The sequence below is a fragment of the Halopseudomonas litoralis genome (assembly GCF_900105005.1).
Classification (GTDB): Bacteria; Pseudomonadota; Gammaproteobacteria; order Pseudomonadales; family Pseudomonadaceae; genus Halopseudomonas; species Halopseudomonas litoralis.
In genome coordinates this window covers 2,980,561-3,006,985 of the sequence record NZ_LT629748.1, presented here as the reverse complement: position 1 = coordinate 3,006,985, position 26,425 = coordinate 2,980,561, and the positions used below count along the sequence as shown (strand labels likewise).

The window sequence follows — 26,425 nt, the reverse complement described above, 5'->3', positions numbered from 1 at the left end:
AGCTGCTATACGCCATGCATGTCCGGCAAGCCATGCGTCGTGTCGTACCCGAGTCTGACTGCAGCGTGTCCCGGTAGTATGTATGCACGATTCCCGCACAAAGGGAGCCCAGGGTTCAAGCAGTGGGCACTGCCGGGGTAAGGCGATCTGAAGATTGGCCAATCATGTTGCCTCGAAGAAGCACCATGATTGGCCAATCTCAAGCAAAAAATGAGGCCCTCGACCAAGAGGGCGACGTACAGGGAGACTGGGCTCTGGTAGCAACACCGTGGACGTTTTGGACGTTGAGCCGTGCCTTTTCACCAGTCGCAGGCACTTATAGGGCAATGAGCCACACGGACTCAAAGGGCGCTACTGAAACCGTCAGTAGCCAGCGGGGTTAGCCTTCATTATCAGACAGCATCCGCGGTCGGTCAACGTTGAATCATTGAGTGTGGCGCGACCAACAATCGAGGAAGGCCAGCCGGGTTCGCAGAAAAACACCTGAACCCAATTAACATTCTCCGTCGCTGTCCTGTACGACTTCCAGCATTGTGCCTCCGCAACGACTCACCAGGAGAGCACCCATCATGTCTTATCGCTTGCCGCATGTTCTTTTGCTTGCTGTTGTGAGCGCCACAGGTGCCCTGAGCGGTTGCGTGCAGCAGCCGGTTGAGCACAACCTGGCAGAGCAATATCCGGATTCGCAGCAACTTGAACTGCTCAATTACCAGCCTGTTACCGCCGAGCTTGATGACGAATTCAAGCCCACGTCGATAGAAGTCCTGCGCACAGGGCGATACACGCTTGTGTCCACGTCGGCCCACGCAGGGCAAAGCAATCTGATGCAGCAAATGGTCCAAGTCAGGATACCGACAAGGCTCAATCCCACCGTCGGTGATGGGCTTGCGCATACCTTGGATAGGTCCGGTTACCAGCTATGTTCTGAGACGGGAAAACCGGTCATAGAAACCCTGTTCAGCCGCCCATTGCCGGCGGCGCACTACGAGTTAGGCCCCATGCCGCTGCAGGCTGCACTTCAGCTGCTCAGTGGACCGAGTTATCAATTGCTGGTTGAGCCGGTGACTCGGGAAGTGTGCTTCAGCCTGCGGGTCGCCCGGCTGGAGCAAACTGGAGGCCAACCATGATCCGTAGAGCGATGCTGGCGTGCCTGGTACTGACGCTGGGCGCTTGTTCAGATTCGGAAACAGACATGCTGCTGTCCCGGCTGGCTGAGCACCAGGAACGCCTGGATGAAATGGAAACTCGACTGCTGGATGCCAGAGACGGCATTGATCAACGTCTGGTTGTGGCAAATAACAGTCTGCGAAAGCTGGCAATGGAATATCGAGGCCAGCATAACGACGTCGTTGACCAGGTGACGGCTCTGCAGGAGCTGGTGGCCGAGCTGGGTGCGTTGCAAGGGATGCAGGATGCAGTGCTCAGTGGCTTGAAAGAGGACGTAGCGCGCATGACGGTTCAAATCAACAAGATACAGGCCGCTCAATCCAGGCCGGTACGACGCAGCGTCCAGCCAGCCAGTTCAGTGCCAACAATCAAACCGGTCGCACCCTCATTCGATGTGACAGGCATAGAGCTTCGTGGCGGGCGTCATTTTGTGGCTGTGGCGTCGCAGGGTGCACAGGCACTGAATCAGGTCCGGTTGTTGGAGGTGGGTGAGTCCTTTGCCGGGTGGCGGGTTTCCCGCGTGGGAGACCGGTCTGCGGAATTTATTTCTGGCAGCGGCGTGGTTGAGCTGGCAGTCCAATAGGAGGGTTCATGATCAACCTGTTGAAGGCCCAATATTGTGCAGCCCTGCTGACCGCCTGCATGGCGTTACAGACTAATGCGCAAGAGGCACATACCAGCCAGCAAGCGCTGATGATTGATCAGTCCGAGCAGGTCGAAAGTCAAACGGAACGCAGCGAGGTCAGGGCCAGCGAGTGGGGCCTTTCGGCATTGGAATGGGATCGATACGAAGCATTGATGGCGGGGCGGCGGGGTATTCTGTCGCCTGGCCTGGATCCGCTTACTGCATTGGGTGTTGAAGCCCGGACAGAGCAAGAGCGGCGGCGCTATGCAGAGCTGCAGGCCCGGTTCGAGTATGAGCGTATCGAGCGCGAACTTGCCTACCAGCAGTCTTATGATGAGGCCATAGCGCGTATTGCAGGCGACAAGCCTCGGATTGCTACCTTCTCGATGCAGCCGCCCGTGTCAGGAAGGGCCGACCCGGGGCTTTTGGGCCTGCTCACAGCGCCGGCACGTCATGATGTGGTGGTCGCACTGTCTGGTTGTGATGCCTGCGGCAATACGGTTATGGAGCTGGTGGCTGAAGGCCGTGCACTGAATGTCTGGGTCACAGACAGTGACGGCGATGACGGCAAGATCAGGCGCTGGGCTTCTGACTTGGGAATACCGACTGAGCGGGTTACCAGCGGTGCCATCACGCTTAACCATGGTGCAGGCTTAGGTGCTGGCCAGACTCTGCCTCTTGTTCGCTTGCGGCGGTGACCCGCATGCGCATGCCTAATACAGAAGTCATGGCAATAGCCTTGTTGATAGGTTCTGTGGTGACGGATCTGGCAGCCCAGCCCGTAGCTCCTGGCCTGTTTGAATCGGTCGGAGAGCGGCATGGCGTGCCGGCAGTGATTCTCCATGCAATGGCTCGCACTGAGTCGGGCCGAGCGTACCAGGGTCAGCACAAGCCTTGGCCCTGGACGCTGAACGTTGCCGGGCAGGGTCAGTATTACGATACCCGCGACCAGGCGTGCATTGCACTGAATGAGGCGCTGGTGCAGACCTCGCTGGTAGATGTGGGAATGGCCCAGCTGAATGTTCGCTGGAACCCGGAGCTGTTCGGCCTCACAGGACGCTTTGCTGACCCTTGCACTGCACTGGATCCGGCCCAGAATATAGACGCTGCAGCAGCTATCTTGCGCGCACACTTTGATACTACCGGCGACTGGCTGACCGCCGCTGGTCGCTATCACCGACCCGCTGGCGGGGATGCTGCCAGACGCTATACAGCGCTGGTTGCCGCGCGCATGGACACTCCCGTCATTGCTTCAGTTCACCGCCCTGCTGGTCGTTCGCGCTCCCCTCACCCCCAGCCACTCAAGCCAGCGCCCGTCTCCTGGATTGAGCCGGTGCATATGGTCTGGATTACTCCCGGAGGTTGATATGTTTTTCATGAGCCGAACAGTTTGGCCGCTTGCTGCAGGCAGTCTGGTGGCGGCAATGGGCTGGTCGCAGATAACGCTAGCGGCTCCGGGAAATCAGATGTCGCTGAAAGTGGTGGCGGATCTTGGGGGGGAGTCTGCCCGTCCTTATTACGTGGCTATTGGCGGCGCAGGGGTGCCAGAACATGAAGGAATTCAGGTGGCCCGTACAGCTCCCTATAGCATCGAAGATATGTTGCCGGTGGTGACAAAAACCCTGAGCCCTGGGCCAGTGGAGCGAAGGGGCCTGAGCCTGCCTGCCGGCTTCCAGCCACTGTTCATTGTCGGCGATGATCCGCTGAGCCTCAGCTGGCTGGCCGCACGAAGCCAACACCTGCTGGAGATAGGAGCCACTGGCCTGGCGGTGAATGCGCAGTCGGCCGCAACATTGCAGCTGTTGCTGGATGCCGTGCCCGGGTTGCGTATTGACCCTGTCGCAGGCGACGACCTGGCCGTCTTGCTGGGGCTGTCACATTACCCGGCGTTGATTACCCATGCGGGGGTGGAGCAGTGAGTGAGCAAGTTGGCCTGAAGGTGCCGGTGAATGCGTTTTCCAGTATGGAACTACCAAGCCTGGGCAAGCCGGTGGTGGTTGGCGAACACAGCCATTTGTTCTGGTTATGCCGTGTGATGTGGATTGCCTTGCACGCAATGAAGGAGGAGCGACAGGTATTGCCTCGCGCACTCGTAGAGCGCGTGCATACACACGAAAAACTGGATCAGCTCTGCCTGGAATACGCCCAGTCCAGCTTGCGCGCAGAGGGTGCCTGGGCTGAAATAATACGGTCGGCAGAGGCTCTGGCAGCACCATCATTACCGCTTCGGTTCAAACACAGAGACCGGCGGATCGCGGCTCTGAAGCTATACGTCGGCAAGCACGCATCGACAATCAAGGCCGACCCTGTACTTACCGGCCTTACAGCTTTGTGCGACTTCGATCCCGATCATTTCGACTCGCTGGTGGCCATGCTCGCGCAGCATGGTCTGGCTGTTGCTGAAGCAGCTTTGGCTGCTTCGACCGGCGAGCGGTATGGCATTAAGGGAGCGGAGAGGGCATGAGACAGAGACACCCAATGGAATCCATGCTGCGCCCGGCAGTCGAGCTGCAAACGGCATGGGTTTGTATTGGTTGTGCGGCACTCTGTTTGTGGGCGCCCTGGTCGGTAGCCTTGACGCCATCAATTGGCTTGGGCATGGCCGCTGGCTTTCTGGTATTTGCCGCGCATCGCGGTAGACAAGCATGGGTCGTATTGCGGTATCGCCGGAATATGCGTCGCTTGCCGCGCTTTGCCATGCGTAGCCAGCAGATCCCGGTCAGCAATCGGTACCTTTGGCTTGGCAGGGGATTTCGCTGGGAGGCGAGGCACACTCAGCGCTTGCATGAAGCGCAGCAGCCAGAGACACAGGTTTATCTGCAATCCAGGCGGTGGTATCGATTAGCTCGGCGCATGGAAATCCGGCTGGACCGGTATCGTGCAGCGCGGTTACTGGTTCGCCTGCTGGGGGTGGACTCGCCACTCAATCCCGTCAGGCCGTTACCCCCGGTTGGCGGGAACCCGGCCATACATGCTGTTGAGTGGAAAGAGCAGGACGCCTGGATGCCATTGGGTGAGCGCGTTGGCCATACCCTGGTGGAGGGCACGACCCGGGTTGGCAAGACGCGCATGGCCGAGGTAATGATTACCCAGGATATTCATCGGTCCAGCCAGGATGTAGTGATCTGTTTTGATCCAAAAGGGGATGCGGACCTGCTGGTGCGCATGTACATCGAGGCGGTTCGCGCGGGACGCCAGAATGAATTCTATGTGTTTCATCTCGGATGGCCGGCATTGTCGGCGCGCTATAACGCAGTAGGCCGGTTCGGTCGGCTCTCGGAGGTCGCTACCCGGATTGCCAATGCGTTGCCCAACGAGGGCAATAGTGCCGCTTTCAGGGAGTTCGCCTGGCGCTTTGTGAATATCGTCAATCGCGCGCGTCATGCCCTTGGGCACCGGCCAAGCTATGAACAGATTCTCGCGGATGTGGTGAATATTGATGGCTTGCTCGTGGAGTATGCCGAGCAACGGCTGGAAACGGCATTGCCAGGCGCATGGGCGCATGTGGCCGAGTTCGAAGGGCGGCTGAATGACAGGAATTGGCCACGAAACATGCTTGGCCGTGACAAGCGAGTGGTGGCCCTCATTCAGTTCCTGCAATCGCCCGACGTGTCGATCAAGGATCCTGTACTCGAAGGGTTACTCTCAGCAGTGCGTTACGACAAGACCTACTTCGACAAGATAGTGGCGTCATTGCTGCCGTTACTGGAGAAATTGACCAGCGGGCGTATTAATGAATTGTTATCGCCAGACTACGATGATCTCGAAGATACCCGGCCGATATTCGATTGGCTGCAGGTAATCCGCAAGCGCGGCATTGTCTATGTTGGTCTTGATGCGCTGAGTGATTTCGAGGTGGCTCAGGCGATTGGCAACTCCATGTTTGCCGATCTGGTGAGCGTGGCTGGCCATATCTATAAATTCGGCGTGGATGACGGTTTACCTGCCCCGGTCAGCGGTAAGGTGGCTATCAACCTGCATTGCGATGAGTTCAACGAGCTGATGGGCCCGGAGTTTATTCCGCTGGTAAACAAAGGTGGTGGCGCAGGCATCCAGGTAACGGCCTACACCCAGACGGTCTCCGACATTGAGGCCAAGATTGGTAGCGCTGCCAAGGCGGGTCAGGTGATCGGTAACTTTAACAACCTGATCATGTTGCGAGTCAGGGAGGACAAGACCGCCGAGCTGTTGACCAACCAGCTGCGCCAGGTAAACGTCCAGACCCGCATGCTGGTGTCCATGACCTCGGATAACAGCACCCCGGATTCTGATGTGGACTTCACCAGCTCGGGTGGGGATCGGATCAGCACCGTAGCGGTGCCTATGCTGGAGCCTGCCGACATCGTCAACCTACCCAAGGGGCAGGCGTTCGTATTGATGGAAGGCGGTCAGCTATGGAAAATCCGTATGCCCCTGCCGCTGCCGGACAAGGGAAAGGATGTACCACAGTCGGTATCGGACATTGCGGTCGGCATGCGCAAACAATTCAGCGCGGGTGAGCGCTGGTGGGAAGCAGTCGCACCGCCCCCCATGGAAATTGATCCTGAGTTACGCAAGGCTTTCGATAGTTTCGCCATAGCCAATCCACAGCCGCAGGACGCGCATGAACTGCTCCAGGGGGCGGTATCAGTCACCAGGGAACAGGTCGCGCCGGATGATCCGGCCGAGTACCCGGCTGATGGCTGAAGACCCGCGTGTCAGGGCTGCTGAAAAGAAACGGACAGGGTTGCTTTCCAGAACCCTTTCGCTGCCCTTCAAGGTACTGGGAGTGGTGCTGGTTTCGATCTTCATATCAGTACTGATCGAGTGGGCCGGGATCTATTTTGCATGGTGGACCCTGCCCGGTGCGGATCATGCCGAATACGTTATGCGTCAAGAGATGCGTTGGCTGGACAGCAATTTTCCCCGTTCCTTGCTGGTGTCGGACCCGGTCATCTTTTCCGGTCAGATATTGGCATCAGTGAACGAGTGGCTGTTTGTCCGAAGTGGCATAGCCGAGTGGGCACTGAATGCCAACAGCAGGGGCTGGGTCGGCACGCTCAAGGATTATGCCTTGGCAGCCATGTACGTCACCCTGATGACGTTGACCCGCTGTGTCATTCTCCTGTTAACCAGCCCGCTGTTCCTGCTGGCTGCGCTGGTGGGTCTGGTCGACGGGCTGGTGCTTCGGGATCTGCGTCGCTTCGGAGCTGGCCGGGAGAGTGCTTTCATCTACCACCACGCCAAGCGCACCGTGATTCCGGTGTTTCTGCTTGGCTGGCTGGTTTACCTGAGTCTGCCGTTTGCCATCCACCCCAATCTGTTCCTGTTGCCCTGTGCCGCCTTGTTCGGCCTGCTCATTGCGATTGCGACCAGTACCTTCAAAAAGTACCTCTGACCAGCAAAACCGGTGTTCTTCAGCCTGCCCTCGGCTTTCATTAAAACCCGTTGCGCTGCACTTAATGTTCTCTATCGCATTGCTTCCCGCCTGCTTTGACACTGTCGCAAAGCATAACGCCGGGGGTTGCTTGGCACATGTCCCTTATCAAACCGTTGTTTCTGTTATTGGCCGCGCCGCTCGCAATGGCCAGTCCGGCCTGGGCATCCGAGCCCTATGACGAGATCCAGCGTCGCGACCTCGCGCTGATCCATCTTCAGCTCGAACAGGTTGTGACCGTACTGGAGCGTCTGGAAGCAAGGCAGGCCGACCAGGTCGGGGAGGCGGACGTGTACTTGGACATCCCGCGGGCTCGCGATGATGTGGGTGCCATCCAGCGCGGACTGGATGACTACCTGTCACCCAGACGTGTGCCACCCCGCCACCTCGGCACCATTGAAGGCGACGTGGTCGGTAGCTACCTGGAGAGGCGACGGTGACCCCCGAGGAGGCCTTCAAGGCCGGCTCCGGCTTCAGCTCGATTGATGTCTGGGGGTTGATAGTTGGCGTTGGCTGCGTCGTTGTTTTGATGATTGCCGGCTGGATTTTTGTTTCTACATATCGTGGCTGGGCCAAGAGCAATCTGGGCGGAGATGAAGCCGTGCATGCGGCTATCAAGGCGACGCTCATCGTTGTGGTGACGTTCTGGATTCTGCTGTCATGAGAATCGTTTTTTTGACTCTGATACGACCCGTAAGGAGCAGTTCATGAAATTTTACCGAAGATTAAAACAAGTTGCTGTGAAAGTTTCACAAAGCCTGATTCTGGCTGGGGCAGGTGTGGGCCAGGGTTTCGCTCAAGGCTTACCGACCATGGATGCACCCAGTCAGGTCGGTGGTGGCGGGCTCCTGGCAACAGCGCAGGGGTACGTTTATGACGGCGCAATCCTGATTGGCTTGGTCTTGTGTGTGGTGGCGTTCATGGTCGTGGCCTCATCTTCAGTCGCCTCCTTCAAGGAGGCACGGGAGCGGGAAACCTGGGGCAAATTTGCAGTGACAGCCATGGTTGGTGTGGTGTTGATCGTTGCGGTGGTCTGGCTGGCGACAGTAGCAGCGCCCATTCTGTCCCAGTAACAGAGCCGGAGACCAACATGGCCAATAACATCAGCTGGGTTCCCAAGCGTTTGAATGCTGCGCCGGTGGTGTTCAGGGGTATGACCGGGAAGGAAGTGGTCACGGTGACACTGGCTGGTCTCGGCGTATTTACGCCACTGGGCATTATCGCAGCAGTGCTCTCGGGCGCTATTGCGATGGTGCCTACCGTGGCATTTTTTGGCGCCGGAGTGACGCTCTTCTTCGGTGGCACCATCATGCGGCGGTTGCGCCGGGGCAGACCGACATCGCTCATGTACCGACAGCTGCAATTCAAACTGGCGGGCAAGGGGTTTCCAACGATGGAGAAGTTGATCACGCATTCTACGAACTACAGCATCCGGAGAAACCCCACGCTCAAGCCTGGGCAGAGGAAACTGTGATGTCTCGCTACCGTAACGCCAATGCTTCGCGAGACGCGCATATCACCACTCTGAGGGCGCTTTGTGCCGTACTTGTTCTAGCTTGTGCCGCCATGTGGTGGGGTTGGTATCAGGCTCCCAAAGACCTGACCATCAGTATCCCGCCCGATCTGCGTAGTGGCTCTACACAGAAGTGGTGGGAAGTACCGCCCTCTACCGTGTACGCCTTCAGCTTCTATATCTGGCAGCAGCTCAACCGCTGGACAGTCAACGGGGAGGTTGATTATCAGCGCAACATCCATGGCTTACAGGCCTTCTTTACTCCGTCTTGCCGTATCGCGCTGTCCAGCGAGTATGACGCCCGCCGTAATCGTGGCGAATTGCGTGGGCGTGTCCGGGGCGTTTTTGAGGTGCCCGGCAGAGGATACCGTGCCGAAGCGATCAAGATCCTGGGGCAGGATACCTGGGTTGCGGATCTGGATCTGGTTATCAATGAGCAGTACGGCGGCGTGGATGTACGGGATGTGTATGTCCGCTACCCGCTGCGTGTGGTGCGCGCGGATATGGATCGGGAGCAGAACCCCTTCGGACTGCAGATTGATTGCTTTGAGGGTAAGCCGCAGCGTCTGACCATGCCGGGAGACACGCCATGAAAGCCTTGGTCTTGTTGAGCAAAGCGCTGTGCGGCGTATTGCTACTTTCCCCGATGGCCAGTGCTATTGAGCTGATGGTGTGGGATAGAACACCCTTGGCCATTGATCTGCCGGTAGGTACTGAACGACTGGTGGTGCTGGACAGAAACGTATCTGTTGGTCTGCCGCTGAGCATTGCACAGAGCGATGTGTTGCGCGTGCAGTCAACAGGCGGGGTGCTCTACCTCAGGGCGCAGGAGGCGTTTGATACACAGCGGGTGCAATTACGGGATGAATCGACAGGAGAAATCCTGCTGATAGATCTGACGGCGAAGACCGGTGCTTCGGCAGAGCAGATTCAGGTAGTCAATGCTGAGCCTTCTGACGCTGACCCCGTTCGGGGCGCAGATAATGAGTCTATTCAAGAAAAACGCGCACCGCTGCCGGTGTTGCTGACGCGTTTCGCTGCCCAGTCACTGTATTCGCCGTTGCGAGTAATTGAGCCGGTAGCGGGCATCAACCGGGTTGCCATGCAGCTGCCGCAATCACTCAACACCCTGTTACCCGCGTTGCCGGTAGCCGCTACACCCATCGCGGCATGGAGCCTGGACGGGCTGCATGTTACTGCAATTGAACTGCGCAACCAGGATCCGCATCGCGCCTTCGCACTTGATCCTCGCTACCTGCAGGGTGCCCTTGAGGCGGCGACGTTCATGCATCCAAACATTGGCGTGCATGGGCAGATGGATGACACGACTACCGTGATCATCGTCACCCGGGGTCCCCTGGCAGAGCGCCTGCACCTTCCTCGCATCCAGCCTGTCGGTAAGGAGGATTGAGATGGCCATGGCACTGAAAAGCAACGGCTTCCTGAAAATTCTGGTTCCGGCTGTATTGGTGATTGTTCTGCTGGTTGTCGTTATGGCCAGTAGCGGCGATAACGACGCAGGGCGGTCGCATCAGCTCTCAGACACCACGCTGGAACTCAAACCCGAAGAGTTGAAATTGCTGGGGGTAGAGGGTGATACGCCACAGGATACCGTCGCCACCCTCGTAGGCCGGGTACGAATGATGGAGCAGGACCTGGAAGGCACGCGGTCTGAAAGCCAGCAGCTGGCGGATCAGAACCGGAAGCTGACCGAGGAGAACAGACATGTTGATCGCAAGCTCGAAACCCTGATGCAGCAGGAACGGCGTCGGATGGACGATGCCCAGCGCATCCGGGAGCAGTCCTTGCTGAGCCGTTTCGAGCAGCAGTTTGACCAGTTGAAGAACAATTACGCCAGAGAAGCCGGCACGGGCGAGCATGGACGTATACCGATTGGTAGCGGATGGGGTGATGCGGAGCAGGGTTCAGCTACCCCGGTTGTCTGGGTCAAGCCCATGGATGGAGAGCAAGCGCAGACAGGACGAGATCAAGGCAAATGGTCGTTTCCATCTTCCTTCGCTGACGAGGCAGGACTGCTCGCCGATTCTGTGAGTAGAGGTGCATCAAGCCTGGAGTCCAAGGCTACCGGCCAGCCTGATGCTGCGCTGTTGGAGCCGGTTTACACTGTACCGGCCAACGCCACTTTGATGGGGTCGCTCGGCATGACGGCATTGATTGGTCGCGTGCCGGTGAACGGCACCGTCAGTGATCCGTATCCGTTCAAGGTGATCATCGGCAAGGATAACCTCACGGCAAACCATATTGAAATTCCCGAGGTGCACTCGGCCATTGTCAGTGGTACGGCAACGGGCGACTGGACGCTATCATGTGTGAGAGGAGCCATTACCTCGATGACCTTTGTCTTTGAGGATGGAACTGTCCGCACCATTCCCCAGCCGGCTACGGGTAACCTCTCACGAACACAATCCAGTGATGACGTTCTGGGTTATATCTCTGATCCCTATGGGATTCCGTGTGTCAGTGGCATCCGCCGCAGTAATGCCAAGGAGTATCTGGGTAGCCGTGCACTGATTACAGCGGCTGGTGCGGCTGTCGCATCAAGCCTGATTGATGAGTCGACTGGCGTCGCCACTATCAACACTGATGGCTCGGTATCCACTGCTATCAGCGGAAATCAGGCGGCTGCCTCAGTGTTGACCAACGGTATCTCTGACATCTCCGATTGGGTTAACCGGTTATACGGCGAAGCATTCGCCGCCGTGTACGTACAGCCCGGCGTCCAGGTTGCTGTGCATATCGAACAGCCTCTGGAAATCGACTATGACCAGGCGGGCCGCAAGGTGCGCCATCAGATAGCTGCGGGGGGCTTTAATGAACTTCCCTAATAGCCTTGTTGTGATCTTGCTGGCAGCAGCACTGACCGGATGCGCCACATCCAAGGAAGAGCTGATGCCGCATGGTGGCCAGACAATGCAGGATATCTGGCGCCATTCCGCTGGCGGTGACAGTGGTGACAATCTGAGTCAGCAAGCACTGCTGGATGCCCGGTCAGATTTGCGTCGCCCCATCGGTGATCAGCCTATGGTGGAGCAGCGTATTCAGTACACCCGAAATGCGGCAAATGAAATCTACAGTCAGTTTGCACGTCTGCCCAATCCAGACCTGGTCATGTACGTCTTTCCTCATGTGGCCGGAGGGGAGCCGGTCCCCGTACCGGGCTATTCCACGGTATTTCCGCTGTACACCATGCCTGAATACGCCATGCCGGGTGAGATGGCCATCCCGGACATGAATGCACTCGAACGCCCAATAAGGAGGCGCTGATGACCGGACTGAATGGGATCATGGCGAGATACTACTCGTCCACGACAGACCGGCAGGAAGTCCGCTCTGAGCCGGATGCTTCAGTGAACCTGGGCCAGGTTGAAGGTCTGCTGACCGATGAAGCGAACCAGCGGTTGGTACTGCCACGCGGCAAACCCACGACCATGGAGGTACTGCGCCGGATGTACCGGCGTGCTCCCAGCTTTGCCAGTCGACTCCCATGGGTTGAATATCTGGAGGAGTCTGGGTGCTTTCTCTTGGAAGATGGCAAGTCGGTGGGAATAGTCGCTGAGGTTGTTCCCATCCCTACGGAAGGCCGTTCGCCGGAGTCGCTCGAGCAGCTGCGGGATCAGATTGAAGCAGCCTTGCAGGACAGTCTGCCGGAAGAGGATGACTACCCCTGGGTGGTGCAGATGTATGTCAGTGACGATACCGATCCCCGGTCTGATATTGCTGCAATACAGGCATACATCAAGCCGACGGTGCGTCAGAGTCCTTTCACCCAGGACTGGCTGGAAAATATGGAGCGGCATTTGGCAGCTATTTCCCGGCCAGGTGGTCTTTTTGTCGATGAGATCGTCACCCAGGCAGAATGGCGCGGGCATACAAGAAAAGCCCGGCTGGTGCTGTACCGCTGGCTGCCGGAGCACGCCAAAAAGGGCAAGAAACGCATTGGCGACCGCAAGCGCTCGCTAAATCCCGAGGCGGCCGCAAACCATGTCTATGACCGGCTCACCGGCAGCCTGGGGGCCGCCGGCTTGCGCATGAAACGCTACAACGGTGCGGACTTCCACAACTGGATGATGCCCTGGTTTAATCCGCGTCCGCGGCTGTCACCGGACAGCCCCAGAGCATTCCATGACTGCTTTAGATACCCAGAGCAGCCAGCCTGGTCATATGACCTGGCGGAAGGTTTGCTGGCGTCCAGCCCCCGTGGCGATGCGGATACGGGCCTGTGGTATTTCGATGGCATGCCGCATTGTGTGGTGCCGGTTGAGGAGGTGAGAACGCCGCCCAAACTCGGTCATCTGACGGGCGAGTTACCCCGTGGTGACTCCAACGCGCGCAACGCCTTGTTTGACCATATGCCCGAAGGCACGGTGGCCTGCCTGACGATCATCGCTACCCCGCAGGAGCCGCTGGAAGCGCATATCAATGCCTTGCGTCAGAAAGCCATTGGCGACTCGGTACTGGCTGCCAGTGTTCGTCATGACTGTGATAAAGCGCGGGATATGCTGAGTGAGAGCCACAAGCTGTATCAGAGCAGCCTGGTGTTCTTTCTCCGTGGCAGTTCCGATGCAGAACTGGATACCCGGTTGCTGCAGCTCTGTACTCACCTCATTAACGCGAACCTCAAACCGACCGAACTGGAAGATGAAGTCGCAGCGCTGAACAGTTACCTGCGCTGGGTACCAATGAATTTCCAGCCGGAGCTGGACCGGAAAAACCGCTGGTACACCCAGTTTCAGTTTGTGCAGCATCTTGCCAACCTGGCACCCGTTTTTGGTCGAGCCCGGGGCACCGGCAATCCGGGACTGAGTTTTTTCAACCGCGGGGGCGAAACCCTGAGCTTTGATCCGCTGAACCTGGATGATCGTCAGGCCAATGCGCATATGTTGATTTTCGGCCCGACCGGGGCGGGTAAATCGGCGACGCTGAATGCCATGCTGGCTCAGCTGATGGCGGTGCGCAGGCCCCGTCTGTTCATTATTGAGAAGGGCAACAGCTTTGGGCTGTTAGGCCAGTATTTTGAGCGCCTCGGGCTGTCGGTTAATCAAGTGCGCTTGTCACCTGGTAGCGGTGTTCGCCTGCCGCCCTTTGCCGAGGCTCACCGGCTGCTGGAGCCGGAAGAGTTGCGACGCAGGCAGCTGAAGGATATCGAGGCGCGGGCCGGGATGGAAGACGATCCGGCGGATCTGGAAATCGACGAAGAAGCGGAAGAGGAGCGCAATATCCTTGGTGAAATGGAGATCACCGCCAGGCTGATGATCACCGGCGGCGACCCCAAAGAGGAAGCGTTGTTTCGCCGCAGTGACCAACGCACGGTTCGTGATGCGATTTTCCGCGCGGCACGCAGCGCGGTCAGCGAAGGCCGGCAGTGTCTGACTGAAGATGTCCGGGCCGCTTTTCGTGAGATAGCCCTTCATCCCGACACGCCGGAGCATGGCCGCAGGCGAGCTTATGAAATGGGTGAAGCCATGGGGCTGTATGTTGATGGTTTTGATGGAGAGGTGTTCAACCGGCCTGGAGAGGCGTGGCCTGAGTGCGACGTTACCATTATCGACCTGGCCCATTACGCTGACGGCGGATATACCGCGCAGCTGGCGCTGTCCATCATCTCCATCACCAACGTCATTACCGCTATGGCTGAGCGCGATCAGTACGGTGGTCGTCCCATTGTCCAAGTGATCGATGAATCCCACTTGCTGACCACCAATCCGCTGCTGGCTCCGTTTCTGGTATCCGTAGGCAAGATGGGCAGAAAATTATCGCACTGGCTGTGGATGGCTACCCAGAACCTGGAAGACTTCCCGGAAGTAGCAACCAAGCTGCTGAACATGATCGAGTGGTGGGTGCTGCTGACCATGCCGCCGGATGAGGTGGCCAAGGTCATGCGCTTTAAGGAGCTCTCGGAGGATCAGCGCAAGCTGGTGCAGTCGGCAACCAAAGTCACCCGCAAATATACCGAAGGGGTGGTACTGGGCGGGCGTCTTGAATCACTGTTTCGGGTGGTGCCGCCCAGCCTGTATCTGGCTCTCGCTGGCACTGAAGGTGAGGAAAAGGCCGAGCGCCGCCGGATCATGCAGGATGACGGTTGCTCTGAACTGGACGCAGCGATCGAAATAGCCCGGCGGCTGGATGAAAAGCGGGGAATCGGTCGATGAGAACCCGCTGCTGGATTCAAACCTCCGTCATTGCCCTGAATACCCTGGGTATCAGCATGCTCCTGTCCACTCCAGCCTTTGCAGGTATCGAAGTGTTCAGCGCCTCACACCTGACGCTGAGCAATGTCCCATCGAACGCGGTGGTGGTCGAACTGGATGCTCTGGTGGGACTGGACGAGGTGTTGTCTCTGGGCCTGCCTGCCAACCCGGATCAGGCCGGCTCTGTTGCGTTGGGGCGTATGCAGGGCGAGCGCTGGACAGAGATGCTGGAGCGTTACGAGCACGCGGCTCTGGCCGTATCCCGAGCCTGGGTGTTAGGCGTTGAGAAGATCCCGGCGGTGGTGGTCGACGGCAATGTCGTATATGGCGAAACGGACGTGGCGCGTGCCGTCTATCTCATTGAGGAGGCCATGTCCCATGCAGAGTAGAACGCTTCTTAACGGATTCATTGGGCTCTGTCTGGTCGTGCTGGCTACAGCGCCGGTGCAGGCTGGTGAGATCTCCACGGCGGAGATTGTGTCTTCAGCGGTTTCCCCAGCCTGTGTGGATTATCAAGCGGTGGGTATCTGTGCCTGGCTGTTCTGCTCGTATGGCTGCACCGTAAGAACATCAGTAAAGGTCAAACATTATGTCCCGGAGCTGGTGGTCTCCAGCTACAACAGCACCGGAGCGAATCCCTGGACAGATGTTGCTGCGATGAGTCCGCCCGGCAGCGGCCGGGCAGACGGCGGCGGCAATATGACCAGCCGGCATGCCAATGCACGGGATATTTTGCGGTTCAAGAATGTCGATGCCATCGGCCACCCGGCCACCTCAATCTTCTCGGCGCTGAATAACATGTCGGGCATGATTTGCGCGTCGGGCACCTTCTCCATGAACCCGCACTTCTTGTCCACGCTGGACACTGTGGGCTGGCGGCATGCGTTGGTTGAGCGGCTGTATCCCCAGGCCTATACCCCCGGCATGCGCGAGCTGGGACGGCTGGGGGATAACTGGGGAAATATCTACCCACGTAGTGGCTTCGTTTCTCAATCCGATGACTATCGCGGCGGGGCGCTGGCGGCACAGCGCGTAGCCGACCTGGTCACCCGTCGCAATTCGCCGCATGTTTACCAGCCGCTCACCCCGGTTGCTCGCGACGGCTGGTGGCCGCCGTTATCGGCCGTCGTGGAGGGTGATGCGTCTACCCATAGATGGCAGGCATTGGCGCCTAGCCTCGAAAGCAGCTGCGCTGTCTGGCCGGACCGCGGGCATCTTGCCTCGTATGGCGATCGAACCGATGGCAGTGGTGATTATGTTTGGGCGCTGTGGCGGCCTTACAGCTGCTGTGAGCGGCGTGGCCAGGTATTGCTCGTGCACACCGGAGGATGAGATGAAGCGCCGAATAACTCTATTCTTCGCAATAGCGCTACTGGCATCAAGCCTGACGGTTAGCGCAGCGGATGAGGTCTACTACCGCATTGGTGGTGCCAACCCGATTTCCATTGCCGCGTCTTCCGGCATTCCTCAGTCGCCTGCCTTGGTCAACATGGGTGTGCGTTGGAACATGGACGCATCCTGCGGCAATTTTGATCTCGGATACTCGGTATCAAATTCACTCAATGGCGTGACCAATAGCTTCCAGAACCTGATGGGTAACGTGATTCAGAACGCCCAAGGGGCCGTGGCATCGCTGCCGGCCATGATCATCCAACGCTCTTACCCACAGTTGTATGAGCTGCTGAGCAACGGTGTGTTGCAGGGCAGACTGGACTTTGACCGGGGCAAGCTGTCATGTCAGAGCATGGCCGGCCAGATGGGCGACTGGATGATGGGCTCAAGATTGCAGCAGGTAGCTGCGGGTGAGGCCTGGTCAGATGCGGCAGCGAGTACCCGTGACCCCGTTCAGGCTCAGGCACAGGTGGAACAAACGGCTGGGAATGACGGCGTGACCTGGGTGGGAGGCAGCAAGCGTGGTGGCCAGGGCCAGGAGCCGATCAATGTCGTCACCGATGTTGTGGTGGCTGGCTATAACTTGCTGCATGAGCGTAGCTCCATGGAAACCCAGCCGATCAGCGGTGGAGGCACCGGCTGGGGAGCTGCACCCACCAACAGCGGATCCTGGCCTGGTGGTGGCAACCAGGCAGGTAACGTGGCAACTGGTACCGGGGTCTGCCGGGGTGGCATGTGTACTTTATGGGGCACTCCTGAAGATGCAGCGGTTTGGATTACCAAAGCCATTGGCGAAACACGCCTGCAGACCTGTGATAACTGCGAGCGTGGGGCGGGCCGTGCCGGAACCGGGTTAATCAAGGATTTGGAAGAAGAACAGCAAAACATCCTGAGTATTTTGGTCCAGCTGATTGCCGGGTCCCTGGAGATCAACCCCGAGAACCTGCGACAGGTTTCAGGCGGTGAGGGCCTGGCTGTTTCCCGCGGCGTCATCGAAGCCATTCGGGCGGACCCGGACTCGGAGCTGCTGGCTCACCGGCTGGCAAGTGAAATGGCACTGTCACGCACCCTGATCAAAGCCATGTGGGCCCGGCGCACGTTACTGGCCGGAATGACTGAACCCGCAATCGCCGAGGTCTCCGCCAGCGTGCAGTCACCCATCGCGCCGGCGCTGAACCAGAAGTTCGACTCGCTGGATCGGGATATCGACGCCCTCAAGACAGAGCTGGAAATCCGTACTGCAATGGCAAACAACACAGCCATGATCGCACTTGAGCGCGCGGCTGGCAGATCAGAGGGTGCCAGCCAGGCGGAAACATTCTCGCCAGATTCCCTGTTCGATAGCCGAGGCCGCCCTAAACCCAGCCCCGGAACGCCCTGATGAGCGACAAAGGCAACTTCAAGCGCCTGACCCTGGTAGCGACCATTGCAACTCTGGTCACGTTCATTGTCGGCTTGATGATGGTGTACCTGGGATCGCGGCTGGCCGGCGGAATCGACGGTTATGGGCAGCTACTGGAGTCAGCAGCCCCCGCCTTACTGGTCTGGCGCTTGTTGTTGTATGCCCTCCTGGTACTGGCATGGATGGGGCAACTGCGTAAGCGGGTAGTGCAATGGCTGAAGGAGGATGCGGATGGTGGGACTGAAGGCCTGGCTCGGTTACATCGCCTGGAGTGCGCCGTCGTAATACTTGCCGTGGTGGTTGAGACGTACAACCTGTATGCAACATGGGGCCACACATGAACGCCAACCTGGTTGTCACCGATTACATGGAAGCGCCCTTGCTGCTGTTGGCCTGGATCGTCAACAACTCCCTGTGGAATACCTTGATGATGACCGGGCTGGCAGCAGTGCCCTTTATTGCCATGATGGTATCTGAATGGTTCCGGGCACGCCGGGAAGGCGATGATGAAGGCAACCGGGGTAAGGTGGCAATCAACCGGATTGAGACCGGGCTGTACGCCATGGTGTTGTGTTACGCGTTTACGTGCTTGCCCCTGCTCAACGTCTCAATCAACCCAGCCAACAACATTCCTCGACTCGACGATAGCGGAAACGTCTGCTCCGTCGCGGTGGTCGGGGAAGGTGAATGGGGTAGCGCTACGCTCAATTCGATGGCCGGACAAACCGCAAGCATTCCGCTCTGGTGGGCGTTTGTGCACATCCTCTCGAAGGGGCTGACCAATACAGCTGTCGCGGCCATCCCTTGCACACCTGACTGGCAATCGATCGCTACCGAAGTTGACCTGCAGGAGGTCGAGGATCAGGTGCTGCGGCTGGAAGTCAGCGAGTTTCAGCTGGCATGTTACGGCGCTGCGCGTAACAAACTGTTCAGAGAGCAACCCAACATGGACCGCGCTTTGGCCAGAGACACCGCATGGCTGGGCTCTCAGCATCTGGTGAATACGCCGGGTTTGTACGACTCCTTCTATGCGCCTCGACCCATCCAGGGGTTTCCATATGTAGAGGCGCGGGACTCTGCCAGAAGTAATACCGGTCCGGGACTGCCCGGCTACCCAAGTTGCTCGGAATGGTGGTCAGACAGCGTCCACGGTTTGCGCAAGCGCCTTTATGATGAGGTCAATCCCAGCTTGTGGACGAGTATCCAGGCTGCGGTAGGGGTGCACGCGTCTGCCGAGGAGGCCGTCATCAGGCGTATGGTCAGCCCTCGGGAAAGTGCGGCTAACGGCAGGCACCTGCGACCGGTGGCAGGCTATCGGGATATCGGCGGTGGCGGTCGAGTAGAGAATGCCATTGATGCAGTAACAGGCGTCGCTTCTGGCATGGTAGGAAGCGTAGGCGGCGGCGTGTACGTGGCCAAAGGAAAAGCCGGTATGGATATGCTGAAAATGGCGTTGCCTATGGTCCAGGCAGTCCTGGTTATGGCGGTGATTATCCCTTTGCCCTTGATCATGGTCATGTCCGGCTACAGCTTGACTGTCGCTGGCACAGCGACCTTCGGACTATTTGCCATCTGGTTTCTGACCTTCTGGTGGGAGCTGGCCAGGTGGCTGAGCAATAACCTGATTACCATGCTGTACAGCGGCGGTGCTTCAACCACAGGTGCGCTGGAAACGGCATTTGGGATGGCCAACCTGTACGACAAATCATTGCTGGTCATGATTGAGTGGGCGATGTTCTTGTTGTTGCCGATGATCTGGATGGCGGTAATGGCGTGGGCTGGGTTTAAAGCGGGCAGTCAGTTCGGCCAACAGTTGGGTAAGGGTGCGGAAAGCACAAAAACAGCAGGCGATTCAGCTTCAAGCGCAGTAGCCAGCGCAGCGACCAAGGGAAGAATGCGGTAACAGCTTGGGAATCATCAGTCGATGCGGCGGTGGCATCGGGCCCGCACACCAGTCGCCCGCACCCGCAGCTCAAGATCTAACCGTACTTCACCCGGTAATGGCCTGACGCATACATTGAAAGGGCTTAAGCGTGAGCTATCTCTGTAAGTTGATCCAGAGCTAACAGGCCCTTTAAAGCAGTGGAGATCATCATCAGGTAACGCAGCGGGAACTGTAAAAAAGTACAGCCGCAGAGACAGGCTTGCGTTTACTTTAACCACACTCTATATTGCGATTTGGCTGGCCAAAAAACGCTACATGTTGTGTATTTTGGTGGGCGCACCTCTAAAGAGGACTGGCGCAAGTGAAAGCTGCGGATGAGTACGTAGAAGTTTGGCGACCGAACGCACCCATCCGCATCACCAGAAGCCAGATGGTATGGACCATGCCAGATCCTGATATGGGTTCACATTGAGCCAACAAATGGCGGAAGCGTCAACTGCTCACTGCTGAACGGTTCTCCTATCGAGGTTTGGTTCTATGAACGGGCAACATAGGAGAACCTATCATGCCAAACTTAAAGCAAACATCCTCAAAAATCGCGAAACAGGCGGCGGAAACGTTACGAGACCCTAGTGCATCAGCCATCGCCAAGAAATTAGCCGGATCTGTTCTTTCCCAGTCAAGCTCGTCTAAAGAAACCGGAAAAGCGATGGAGTCGGAGGCCTCTCGAGTGCTCCTTTCGAGCAAATACAGCGAGGCCACCAAGGCGCTCGCAGCCTCGGCTCTTTCCCAATCTAACAAGAAGCGCTGAGGAGGTGTTATGGCTACATATCTAATCACCTATGACCTCCATATTCCAGGAAAGCTGAAGCAGGAGGTGATTTATGGCAATTAGCCAGGCGCAATTGCGGCGACGCATTCAAGAGGCGCAGCGTAAAGCTCAGCAGCAACTGAACCGTGATATTACCCGGATAAATAGGGAAAATAAGAGGCGGGTTGAAGACCACAATCGCCAGATTGAGATTCACAACCGAAAGGTACGGGCGCAGGTAGATACCTATAACCGCAATGTTGAAACTCAAAATAGAAAGGTTGAGTCCGAAGTCAACGTGTACAACAGCCGAGCTCGTCAGCACAACGCAAAGGTCATCACAGAGCTTAATCGAAGTTTACGTTCGTCGACGGGCGGGCTTCGATACACTGATTCTGAGAGGCAATTAGCAGACCGAGTACATCAGGCAGTAGCTTTCGCTGACCCTAGGGAGTATGACTCGTTTTTGAGCTATGCGCGGATTGATGGGGCCAACGTGGCAGGAGAACTGCGTGCATGTTTAGAAGAATTAGGGGTGGCTGTTTGGTTTGACGAGGTCGCCATTGTTCCAGGGCGAAGTCAGTCGCTTCAGATGGATGCAGGCTTGAAGAAGGCTAAAACCGGTATAGCGCTGTTGACTCCAGCGTATCTAACAGGGAGATTCTGGACCGAGCGCGAGCTGGGGGCGTTATTGAACAAATCCACACTTATCCCTGTGCTTCACGGCGTTACGTTTGAAGATGTGCAGCAGTACAGCGGAATATTGCCTGATCTTGCTGGTTTTACGACTACCGATGATTCGGTTGCTGATATTGCAGAGAAGATCGCAGCGGCTGTTCTTCCTTTGGAGGCTTAAGGTAGCCACGTACCTTTGTATGGGGTGACTTCCTTGAGCACTCCATACAAGGCGAAGGCTCAGATGTGAAATGCCAGCCCAGAAACTGTTCCTCTCTAGGGCAGCGCTGATCAATTCAGCTCGCTTTCGTCTTTCGATATAATGCCACCGTTACGCACTGACCAAGAACCAGCATGAAGCAAACGCGTTTCGCCCAAGCCGAGTTCGCCGCCAAGAAAAAACGACCCGGCGTCAGCGGTTTTTGGCTTAAATGGAACATGTTGCAGCCTATTGAAGGATAAGTACGTTCCGAGAACGGTAGCAGCCGGAGAATCAGTTGGATCAGGGCAACGCTTTTCAGCTGCGAGAGAGATCCGGGTGATTTCTTAAATTCAAGCACTACCTGTCTTGTCTGTGGGGTCCACTTTCGAAGTCAGTCTTCAAGGAAGTATGCAGGCTCCCCAAGACCGTTAACTTCACCCTCATGATCAACATAATCGTGGCAGAACCCGCGCGCCCAATCTTCAGTCGCAATGTCTTGTGCAGCACTTGTGGCTGCAATCAAACCAGCGAATGCACCGAGGCCCGCGAAGACTGAATCGACAGTCCCTTGGGTCAAAAGCATCCGCTTAGGTGCTGCGGGAAGTAGCAGGTTTTGCTCCGCAACGGTCTGTGGATCATCAATGATTTCCCCAAAAATATTGCACGGCCGTCCATCGGCACGCTGCGGCAGTTCCGTTGGGGTATTCGTTACAGCGAGGTCGGGGATGGGCTCGCCGTATATGTTGGAGGCCATATCCTTCTCCTTAATTGACTTTGGTTATCCCTCAAAAGGTAGCAGCCAGACCTGCTAGCGTCCAAACAGGCGGTAGTCCATTCGGACGGTTGGCCATCAAAAGGTGTAAAAGGCTATAAGGGAAGGGTAGGACAAGGGGCAAGGGGCTTGCCCGAAAGGGGTAGTGGCGAAAATTCTAAAGGGTTGAAATATACACCTGTTGGGCAAGCGTCAGGTCATTTCTGCCCCATACCAGGCTCTAAAATACGCCACGATGCACCACGCAGGCGGCGAGTCCTTAAATCCCCTCTACCTCAATACCGTGCTCGGCCAGCCATGCCTTGCGTTGTGCGTAATCAGGCATGGCCCGTTCCAGGCGCAGCCAGAACTCCGGGTTATGGTGCGGCTCGTGCAAATGCACCATTTCATGCACCACCACGTACTCGGCGATATGCTTGGGAAGCAGAATGGTTTTCCAGTGAAAGTACAGTTGCGCGCCCTTACCGCAGGAGCCCCAGCGGTAGCCGAGATCCTGCACCCGCACGCCGCTGTGAGACACCTCCATACGCTCCTGGTATGCCTTTACCCGCGCGGCCAGCCAATGGCGGGCGTGTTCGCTGTACCAGCGAATGAAATGCTCGCGGGCCCGTGCCAGATCACTGCGGCGCAGTCGGAAGCGACCGGCTGTGAGCTTGAGCGGCACATCTTGTTCATCCACCAGCTTGAGGCGGTAGCTGCGGCCCAGGTATAGGAAGCCTTCGCCGTCTACATACTCCTTGGTTGGGATGGCGCGTTGCAGGCGTTCCTTTTCGGCCAGCCGTGAGTAAATCCAGAAGCTCTTTTCCTGAACGAATTGCCGAAGAACCTGTTCTTCCACCCGGGGAGGGGCAGAAAGAATCAATGCGCCATCGCGTTCGACAGTGATCTGGATCGTCTTGCGTCGTGCACTGCGGCGCACTGTCAGCAGTAGGTCGTCCACGCTCAGGGTCTGGCTCACAGCTGCATCAACCGGTCGTGGCTGGCCCGTGCCTGGTCGAGCAGCCGGTCAGCCAGCACGCCCGCCGTATCGGTATCCACCAGCGGTGGGCGCAAGCGCATCAGATGGTCAAATAACTGCCCGGCCAGGTCTTCCTGGGCGGCGCGCTTGCGTGGGCTCCAGATATCGCGATGGCTTTGCAGTTCGTCGACCAGCAGATCGACCAGCTCCACGGTTACGTCCTTCAAACGGAGCAGCTCGCTGGGTTGCGGTGTGGTGTCGGCGCACACCACGTCCAGCAGCGTGCGTAGAAAGGGCCCATAGTGCTCAGGCAGATCCAGCGGGGTGTTGTCGTCGCTCAGCTGGCCGCTGCGCAGCTCATCGATGATTTTCTGCATCTGCACAACCAGCTGATCCCACTGTTCACCCAGTGACTTGAGCAGTTCATTCAGGCGCTCGGACAACTTGCGAAACAGCACCGGGTCTTCATCGGCATGCTTGCGCACATGCGAGCGGATAGCGTGCTCCATCTCCGACGCCTTAGCACGGTCGTTGACGTTGCGTGCCAGTTGCTTCTCAAAGTCCGCATCGGTGAGCTGGATCGGCGGAATCTTCGGATCGATGCCCAGTGAGATGACGTGGTCGTCTATTAGCTTGCGTACCTTGGCACCCACATCCTTGCCCAGCTGCGGTAAATCCTTGTAGCGGCCGCGCGCCCGGGCATGGATATACGCCAGACGTTTCGCATCCTTGACGAAGGGCAGCCCCTCCGGGCGGGGCAATACGGTATCCAGTGAATTCAGGAAGGCCTTGAGCTTGACCGCAAATTCCGCCCGCAGCTTCTCCGAGGCCAGCGCGGTGATGCATGCCTCGGCATCCTCCAGAGAGTCGATATCCTGGCGGCGGAACACATCCACTACGCGCAGATGACGATCACGCAGCACCGGAATCTCGTCCTTGATGCTGCTCAGCGCGCCTTCAATATCTTCATCGGCATAGGCTGCCAGAGCCTCCTGCAGGTGATTGGCGACTCCGTAATAATCGACCACAATGCCGCAGCGCTTGCCGTAGCCAGTTCGGTTAACCCGAGCGATGGCCTGCAGAAGCTCGGCCTCCTTAATCGGTCGGTCGAGGTACATAACCCCTTCGATGGGTGCGTCAAAGCCGGTCAGCAACATGGATTTGACGATCAGGAAGGCCAGCGGGTCGGCCTTGCCCGGCTGCTCATGGTGCAGCGGCTTCTTGAAACGCTTGATCAGCTGCTCGTGCTTTGATCCATCGGTCCAGGCCTTCCATTCGGATGGGTCGTTATTGGACCCGGAAATGATCGGCGCGAATTCCAGCTTGCCCAGTATCTCGCGGTAGCGCCAAGCCTGGACTCGCGCCTGCACCTTAGGCGGCCGCTGGCACAGGGCTTCATCATCCAACGCCTTGTCGATGCCTGGCAAAGCCGCAGCCTCGGCAAGCAGCTCGTCGCGGGCCGCCTGCAGCGCATGAAAGTACCGGATTGCTGCAATCCGACTGTAGGCCACCACCTGGGCCTTGAAGCCGTTTGGCAGGATATTGCTGACGTAGTGCCGGAGGATGTCGCGCGCCTTGTCGGCGATCAGTGCCGGCGCATCGAAGATATGCCCCTTGGTGGCGTACTTCTTCTTGATCAGTTCCAGCTCTTCCTCGCTGTGATCACGGAACAGATCCTCGAACAGCTCATCCAGACTGGCCCCGTCCTTGACCGCACCTTGTGCCGTGCGCCCTTCGTAGAGCACCGGGACAGTGGCACCGTCGGCCTCGGCTTCCTTGATGGTGTACTTGTCGATAAAGGCACCGAAGATCTCATGGGTGCGCTTCTTCTCGCCCATGATGATCGGCGTGCCGGTAAAGCCGATACGTGCGCAGTTGGGCAGACCAGCCAGCAGGTTGGCGTGCAGGTCGCCGGCCTGGGTACGGTGCGCCTCGTCTACCATTACCAGAATGCTCTCGTCGTTGTTGAGCACTTCGAAAGGTTTGTTCGCCTGGTAGGACGCGGGAGCGTTCGCCGCCTTGAGCGGCGCTGTGGCGCCTGTAGTGCTGGGCACCGATACGTTTTCGTCCTGCTCGGGATTACGGTATTTCTGGATAGTAGCGAACACCAGCCCCGGACCCTTGCGCCGGGCCAACGCCTTCACGCCGTCGATATTGGCCGCTATCTCCGGTGGCTCGCCGCTCAGGGTCGCGGTCGCAGCCAGCTGGCTCTGCAGATCCTTGCGGTCGGTGATGACTATTACCTTGAATCGCCGCAGTTGCTCATCGGTGCGCATCTTGCGCACCAGAAATACCATGGTCAGACTCTTGCCCGAGCCCTGGGTGTGCCAGACGATGCCGCCACGCTGATCGCTCTCGCCGTGCTGCGCACGGGTCTGCCCGCGTTTAAGACGGGCAATCGCATGGTTTACCGCGCGGTATTGCTGGTACCGGCAAACGGTCTTGATGGTTTGCCCGCCTACCTGCATGAACAGCATGAAGTGACGGATCAGATCGATGAGATGAACCGGTGCCAGGATCCCCGCCACCAAACGTTCCTGTTCGGACAGCGTGTTCTTGCCCAGCGCGGCGGCGATACTTTGTTCGCTGCCGCTGCCATCAGGGCCGACCACCGTTTTCCATTGGCCGAAATGGGCAAAGCCGGCACCGATGCAGCCGACCCGCGCCTCGTCGAAGCTGCTGGCAATCAGCAGTTGTACGCTGGCAAAGAGCGTCTCGCTGCCCTCGTTCTCGTCGACTTCCAAGGCCGCCTTGCGCTGGTTGCTGTAGCGCCGCAGCTGATCCACCGCTTCGGCCAGCGGCTCGGGGATGGAGGGGCTCTTGCACTCCACCACCACCAGCGGGATGCCGTTCACCAGCAACACCAGATCGGGAACGATGAATTTCTTGCCACTGTCGTAGCCGGCAGGGCAGTCCACCCGATACTGATTGATCACTGTAAAGCGGTTGTTTGCCGGCGTGTCCCAGTCGATGTACTGAATGGTCTGCCCGCGCCCGCCATCCCAGCCCGGCAGGCCATCGACGGTGATGCCCTTGAGCAGCAGTTCGGTGGCTTTCTGGTTGGCTTCCATCAGCTTTGCCGTGCCCAGACGGGTGATGGCCGCGAATGCTTCGGACAGTCGCTCATCATCCAGCCAGGGCTGGCCGTCGCGCAGGTTGATGGCGCGCAAGCGCTCGGTCAGTGTGGCCCGCTGAATCACTTCACTGAAGCTGCTGCGGCCGGTCATGGCCGGGTCGTCGAGGCTACCCTCAGTGTGCTGCCAGTTCAGCCCCTGCAACTGAGCCACAAAGGGTTTTTCGACGTCTTCCAGTTCCCAGCCCACAGGCCACTCCTTGTCTAATTGGGCGATGTTATGGGGGCATGTCCCCCATAAGTCCCCATAAATCCCATAACGGCC

General features: G+C 57.9%; 27 protein-coding genes. 24 read left to right on the top strand and 3 right to left on the bottom strand.

What is annotated here, in order from left to right; genetic code table 11:
• Positions 1-569 precede the first annotated feature (569 nt).
• From pilL2 to BLU11_RS14270, 24 genes are all read left to right on the top strand, one after another.
• On the top strand, positions 570-1,127 hold the full coding sequence (gene pilL2, locus BLU11_RS14385) for a PFGI-1 class ICE element type IV pilus protein PilL2 (protein ID WP_090274525.1): 558 nt from the start codon (positions 570-572) through the stop codon (positions 1,125-1,127).
• Positions 1,124-1,750, top strand: a complete 627-nt coding sequence (locus tag BLU11_RS14380) for a hypothetical protein (RefSeq protein ID WP_090274523.1) — start codon at positions 1,124-1,126, stop codon at positions 1,748-1,750. The genes pilL2 and BLU11_RS14380 overlap by 4 nt, the downstream gene beginning before the upstream one ends.
• A gap of 8 nt (positions 1,751-1,758) precedes the next feature.
• The gene (locus tag BLU11_RS14375; RefSeq protein WP_090274521.1) at positions 1,759-2,490 is read left to right on the top strand and encodes a TIGR03759 family integrating conjugative element protein; all 732 of its coding nucleotides are present in this window, start codon (positions 1,759-1,761) and stop codon (positions 2,488-2,490) included.
• Between the two features lie 5 nt (positions 2,491-2,495).
• Positions 2,496-3,158 (top strand): transglycosylase SLT domain-containing protein, encoded by a 663-nt coding sequence (locus BLU11_RS14370; protein WP_090274519.1) that lies wholly within the window; start codon positions 2,496-2,498, stop codon positions 3,156-3,158.
• Between the two features lie 100 nt (positions 3,159-3,258).
• Positions 3,259-3,711 (top strand): integrating conjugative element protein, encoded by a 453-nt coding sequence (locus tag BLU11_RS19305; RefSeq protein ID WP_157718686.1) that lies wholly within the window; start codon positions 3,259-3,261, stop codon positions 3,709-3,711.
• A 26-nt stretch (positions 3,712-3,737) separates the two neighbouring features.
• Positions 3,738-4,256 carry a hypothetical protein gene (locus BLU11_RS14360; protein WP_157718685.1) on the top strand — a complete coding sequence of 173 codons (519 nt, stop codon included), beginning with the start codon at positions 3,738-3,740 and terminating at the stop codon, positions 4,254-4,256.
• Positions 4,253-6,478, top strand: a complete 2,226-nt coding sequence (gene traD, locus BLU11_RS14355) for a type IV conjugative transfer system coupling protein TraD (protein ID WP_090274512.1) — start codon at positions 4,253-4,255, stop codon at positions 6,476-6,478. Before BLU11_RS14360 ends, traD begins: the two co-directional genes overlap by 4 nt.
• 40 nt (positions 6,479-6,518) lie before the next feature.
• Positions 6,519-7,169 carry a TIGR03747 family integrating conjugative element membrane protein gene (locus tag BLU11_RS14350; RefSeq protein ID WP_197674205.1) on the top strand — a complete coding sequence of 217 codons (651 nt, stop codon included), beginning with the start codon at positions 6,519-6,521 and terminating at the stop codon, positions 7,167-7,169.
• Between the two features lie 137 nt (positions 7,170-7,306).
• Positions 7,307-7,648: an integrative conjugative element protein, RAQPRD family gene (locus BLU11_RS14345; protein WP_090274511.1), complete on the top strand. Its 342-nt coding sequence runs from the start codon at positions 7,307-7,309 to the stop codon at positions 7,646-7,648.
• On the top strand, positions 7,645-7,872 hold the full coding sequence (locus BLU11_RS14340) for a TIGR03758 family integrating conjugative element protein (RefSeq protein ID WP_090274509.1): 228 nt from the start codon (positions 7,645-7,647) through the stop codon (positions 7,870-7,872). The genes BLU11_RS14345 and BLU11_RS14340 overlap by 4 nt, the downstream gene beginning before the upstream one ends.
• Positions 7,873-7,915: 43 nt before the next feature.
• Positions 7,916-8,281, top strand: a complete 366-nt coding sequence (locus BLU11_RS14335; protein ID WP_044498947.1) for a TIGR03745 family integrating conjugative element membrane protein — start codon at positions 7,916-7,918, stop codon at positions 8,279-8,281.
• 17 nt (positions 8,282-8,298) lie between these two features.
• Positions 8,299-8,682, top strand: coding sequence for a TIGR03750 family conjugal transfer protein (locus BLU11_RS14330; RefSeq protein ID WP_044498946.1), 384 nt, complete (start codon positions 8,299-8,301; stop codon positions 8,680-8,682).
• Positions 8,682-9,314, top strand: coding sequence for a PFL_4703 family integrating conjugative element protein (locus BLU11_RS14325; RefSeq protein ID WP_044498945.1), 633 nt, complete (start codon positions 8,682-8,684; stop codon positions 9,312-9,314). Before BLU11_RS14330 ends, BLU11_RS14325 begins: the two co-directional genes overlap by 1 nt.
• On the top strand, positions 9,311-10,132 hold the full coding sequence (locus BLU11_RS14320; RefSeq protein ID WP_090274507.1) for a TIGR03749 family integrating conjugative element protein: 822 nt from the start codon (positions 9,311-9,313) through the stop codon (positions 10,130-10,132). The genes BLU11_RS14325 and BLU11_RS14320 overlap by 4 nt, the downstream gene beginning before the upstream one ends.
• Position 10,133: 1 nt before the next feature.
• The gene (locus tag BLU11_RS14315; protein ID WP_231702210.1) at positions 10,134-11,567 is read left to right on the top strand and encodes a TIGR03752 family integrating conjugative element protein; all 1,434 of its coding nucleotides are present in this window, start codon (positions 10,134-10,136) and stop codon (positions 11,565-11,567) included.
• Complete coding sequence (locus BLU11_RS14310) at positions 11,554-12,006, top strand: TIGR03751 family conjugal transfer lipoprotein (RefSeq protein ID WP_090274505.1); 453 nt, start codon at positions 11,554-11,556, stop codon at positions 12,004-12,006. Before BLU11_RS14315 ends, BLU11_RS14310 begins: the two co-directional genes overlap by 14 nt.
• Positions 12,006-14,891, top strand: a complete 2,886-nt coding sequence (locus tag BLU11_RS14305) for a conjugative transfer ATPase (RefSeq protein WP_197674204.1) — start codon at positions 12,006-12,008, stop codon at positions 14,889-14,891. Before BLU11_RS14310 ends, BLU11_RS14305 begins: the two co-directional genes overlap by 1 nt.
• Positions 14,888-15,319 (top strand): TIGR03757 family integrating conjugative element protein, encoded by a 432-nt coding sequence (locus BLU11_RS14300; RefSeq protein ID WP_090274504.1) that lies wholly within the window; start codon positions 14,888-14,890, stop codon positions 15,317-15,319. The genes BLU11_RS14305 and BLU11_RS14300 overlap by 4 nt, the downstream gene beginning before the upstream one ends.
• On the top strand, positions 15,309-16,262 hold the full coding sequence (locus BLU11_RS14295; protein WP_090274503.1) for a TIGR03756 family integrating conjugative element protein: 954 nt from the start codon (positions 15,309-15,311) through the stop codon (positions 16,260-16,262). The genes BLU11_RS14300 and BLU11_RS14295 overlap by 11 nt, the downstream gene beginning before the upstream one ends.
• Before the next feature lies 1 nt (position 16,263).
• The gene (locus BLU11_RS14290) at positions 16,264-17,703 is read left to right on the top strand and encodes an integrating conjugative element protein (protein ID WP_197674203.1); all 1,440 of its coding nucleotides are present in this window, start codon (positions 16,264-16,266) and stop codon (positions 17,701-17,703) included.
• On the top strand, positions 17,703-18,065 hold the full coding sequence (locus BLU11_RS14285; RefSeq protein WP_090274501.1) for a hypothetical protein: 363 nt from the start codon (positions 17,703-17,705) through the stop codon (positions 18,063-18,065). The genes BLU11_RS14290 and BLU11_RS14285 overlap by 1 nt, the downstream gene beginning before the upstream one ends.
• On the top strand, positions 18,062-19,627 hold the full coding sequence (locus BLU11_RS14280; RefSeq protein ID WP_157718684.1) for a conjugal transfer protein TraG N-terminal domain-containing protein: 1,566 nt from the start codon (positions 18,062-18,064) through the stop codon (positions 19,625-19,627). The genes BLU11_RS14285 and BLU11_RS14280 overlap by 4 nt, the downstream gene beginning before the upstream one ends.
• Positions 19,628-20,174: 547 nt before the next feature.
• Positions 20,175-20,420, top strand: a complete 246-nt coding sequence (locus tag BLU11_RS14275) for a hypothetical protein (RefSeq protein WP_090274497.1) — start codon at positions 20,175-20,177, stop codon at positions 20,418-20,420.
• Between the two features lie 73 nt (positions 20,421-20,493).
• Entirely contained in the window at positions 20,494-21,276 is a 783-nt protein-coding gene (locus BLU11_RS14270; RefSeq protein ID WP_090274494.1) for a toll/interleukin-1 receptor domain-containing protein, read from the top strand.
• A 412-nt stretch (positions 21,277-21,688) separates the two neighbouring features.
• Here the strand turns inward: BLU11_RS14270 and BLU11_RS14265 are convergent, their stop codons facing one another.
• From BLU11_RS14265 to BLU11_RS14255, 3 genes are all read right to left on the bottom strand, one after another.
• The gene (locus BLU11_RS14265) at positions 21,689-22,051 is read right to left on the bottom strand and encodes a hypothetical protein (RefSeq protein WP_090274493.1); all 363 of its coding nucleotides are present in this window, start codon (positions 22,049-22,051) and stop codon (positions 21,689-21,691) included.
• A gap of 277 nt (positions 22,052-22,328) precedes the next feature.
• The gene (locus BLU11_RS14260) at positions 22,329-23,027 is read right to left on the bottom strand and encodes a M48 family metallopeptidase (RefSeq protein ID WP_090274491.1); all 699 of its coding nucleotides are present in this window, start codon (positions 23,025-23,027) and stop codon (positions 22,329-22,331) included.
• Complete coding sequence (locus tag BLU11_RS14255) at positions 23,024-26,350, bottom strand: type I restriction endonuclease subunit R (protein WP_090274488.1); 3,327 nt, start codon at positions 26,348-26,350, stop codon at positions 23,024-23,026. Before BLU11_RS14255 ends, BLU11_RS14260 begins: the two co-directional genes overlap by 4 nt.
• Positions 26,351-26,425 lie beyond the last annotated feature (75 nt).

Excerpts from the sequence above, each read along its gene's own strand:
- pilL2 (WP_090274525.1), top strand. The coding sequence starts at position 570 with ATGTCTTATCGCTTGCCGCATGTTCTTTTGCTTGCTGTTGTGAGCGCC.
- BLU11_RS14380 (WP_090274523.1), top strand. The coding sequence starts at position 1,124 with ATGATCCGTAGAGCGATGCTGGCGTGCCTGGTACTGACGCTGGGCGCT.
- BLU11_RS14375 (WP_090274521.1), top strand. The coding sequence starts at position 1,759 with ATGATCAACCTGTTGAAGGCCCAATATTGTGCAGCCCTGCTGACCGCC.
- BLU11_RS14370 (WP_090274519.1), top strand. The coding sequence starts at position 2,496 with ATGCGCATGCCTAATACAGAAGTCATGGCAATAGCCTTGTTGATAGGT.
- BLU11_RS19305 (WP_157718686.1), top strand. The coding sequence starts at position 3,259 with ATGTCGCTGAAAGTGGTGGCGGATCTTGGGGGGGAGTCTGCCCGTCCT.
- traD (WP_090274512.1), top strand. The coding sequence starts at position 4,253 with ATGAGACAGAGACACCCAATGGAATCCATGCTGCGCCCGGCAGTCGAG.
- BLU11_RS14345 (WP_090274511.1), top strand. The coding sequence starts at position 7,307 with ATGTCCCTTATCAAACCGTTGTTTCTGTTATTGGCCGCGCCGCTCGCA.
- BLU11_RS14335 (WP_044498947.1), top strand. The coding sequence starts at position 7,916 with ATGAAATTTTACCGAAGATTAAAACAAGTTGCTGTGAAAGTTTCACAA.
- BLU11_RS14330 (WP_044498946.1), top strand. The coding sequence starts at position 8,299 with ATGGCCAATAACATCAGCTGGGTTCCCAAGCGTTTGAATGCTGCGCCG.
- BLU11_RS14325 (WP_044498945.1), top strand. The coding sequence starts at position 8,682 with ATGTCTCGCTACCGTAACGCCAATGCTTCGCGAGACGCGCATATCACC.
- BLU11_RS14320 (WP_090274507.1), top strand. The coding sequence starts at position 9,311 with ATGAAAGCCTTGGTCTTGTTGAGCAAAGCGCTGTGCGGCGTATTGCTA.
- BLU11_RS14315 (WP_231702210.1), top strand. The coding sequence starts at position 10,134 with ATGGCCATGGCACTGAAAAGCAACGGCTTCCTGAAAATTCTGGTTCCG.
- BLU11_RS14310 (WP_090274505.1), top strand. The coding sequence starts at position 11,554 with ATGAACTTCCCTAATAGCCTTGTTGTGATCTTGCTGGCAGCAGCACTG.
- BLU11_RS14305 (WP_197674204.1), top strand. The coding sequence starts at position 12,006 with ATGACCGGACTGAATGGGATCATGGCGAGATACTACTCGTCCACGACA.
- BLU11_RS14300 (WP_090274504.1), top strand. The coding sequence starts at position 14,888 with ATGAGAACCCGCTGCTGGATTCAAACCTCCGTCATTGCCCTGAATACC.
- BLU11_RS14295 (WP_090274503.1), top strand. The coding sequence starts at position 15,309 with ATGCAGAGTAGAACGCTTCTTAACGGATTCATTGGGCTCTGTCTGGTC.
- BLU11_RS14290 (WP_197674203.1), top strand. The coding sequence starts at position 16,264 with ATGAAGCGCCGAATAACTCTATTCTTCGCAATAGCGCTACTGGCATCA.
- BLU11_RS14285 (WP_090274501.1), top strand. The coding sequence starts at position 17,703 with ATGAGCGACAAAGGCAACTTCAAGCGCCTGACCCTGGTAGCGACCATT.
- BLU11_RS14280 (WP_157718684.1), top strand. The coding sequence starts at position 18,062 with ATGAACGCCAACCTGGTTGTCACCGATTACATGGAAGCGCCCTTGCTG.
- BLU11_RS14275 (WP_090274497.1), top strand. The coding sequence starts at position 20,175 with ATGCCAAACTTAAAGCAAACATCCTCAAAAATCGCGAAACAGGCGGCG.
- BLU11_RS14270 (WP_090274494.1), top strand. The coding sequence starts at position 20,494 with ATGGCAATTAGCCAGGCGCAATTGCGGCGACGCATTCAAGAGGCGCAG.
- BLU11_RS14265 (WP_090274493.1), bottom strand. The coding sequence starts at position 22,051 with ATGGCCTCCAACATATACGGCGAGCCCATCCCCGACCTCGCTGTAACG.